Origin of the sequence: Microvirga sp. HBU67558 (assembly GCF_018069605.1) — a bacterium.
GTDB classification, from domain to species: Bacteria; Pseudomonadota; Alphaproteobacteria; order Rhizobiales; family Beijerinckiaceae; genus Microvirga; species Microvirga terrae.
The window spans coordinates 1-928 of record NZ_JAGPUP010000287.1 but is presented as its reverse complement, the minus strand read 5'-3'; the positions used below and the strand labels follow the sequence as shown (position 1 = coordinate 928).

At 65.3% G+C, this 928-nt stretch carries 1 protein-coding gene; it reads right to left on the bottom strand.

Annotated elements, in window-relative coordinates; all coding sequences use genetic code 11:
• Positions 1-928: phosphoenolpyruvate carboxykinase (ATP) (locus tag KBI52_RS01265; protein ID WP_210804839.1), on the bottom strand; the 928-nt coding region annotated here is incomplete at both ends.

The following is a 928-nucleotide window of genomic DNA, read 5'->3' as shown; positions in this document are numbered from 1 at the left end:
GCGGTCTCGGCGAACTCCGCCTTGTTCTGCCAGGTCTTCACCGGATAGAGGATGTGCGGCTCGACACCGGGCACCGAGGTCGGAACCGCGAAGCCGAAATAGGGATCGCGGCGGAAATCGGCCCGGGAGAGCGAACCGTCGAGGGCTGCGGTGAGCAGGCGGCGGGTGACGCGGATCGGCATGCGCCGGCCGACGCCGTACTTGCCGCCCGTCCAACCCGTGTTGACGAGCCAGCAATCCACCGAGTGCTTGGCGATGAGATCGCGCAGCAGGTTGCCGTATTCAGACGGATGACGCGGCATGAAGGGCGCGCCGAAGCAGGTCGAGAAGGTCGCCTCCGGATCCTTCACGCCCTTCTCCGTGCCCGCCACCTTGGCGGTGTAGCCGGAGAGGAAATGGTACATGGCCTCGGCCGGCGTCAGCTTGGCGATGGGAGGCAGCACGCCGAAAGCGTCGCAGGTGAGCATCACGATGTTCTTCGGGATGCCCGCGCGGCCTGTGGCGCTCGCATTGGGAATGAAGTCCAGGGGATAGGCGCAGCGCGTGTTTTCCGTCTTCGACGCGTCGTCGAAATCGGGAATGCGGGTGATCGGGTCGATCGTCACGTTCTCCAGCACCGTGCCGAAACGCTCGGTGGTGGCGAAGATCTCGGGCTCCGCCTCGCGGGACAGGCGGATGGTCTTGGCGTAGCAGCCGCCCTCAAAGTTGAACACGCCGTTCGGGCCCCAGCCATGCTCGTCGTCGCCGAGCAGGATGCGGTTCGGATCGGCCGAAAGCGTTGTCTTGCCGGTGCCCGAGAGGCCGAAGAACACGGCCACGTCGCCCCGGTCGCCCACATTGGCCGAGCAATGCATGGGCATGACCTTCTGGGCGGGCAGCACGTAGTTGAGATAGGTGAAGACCGACTTCTTCATCTCGCCCGCATAGG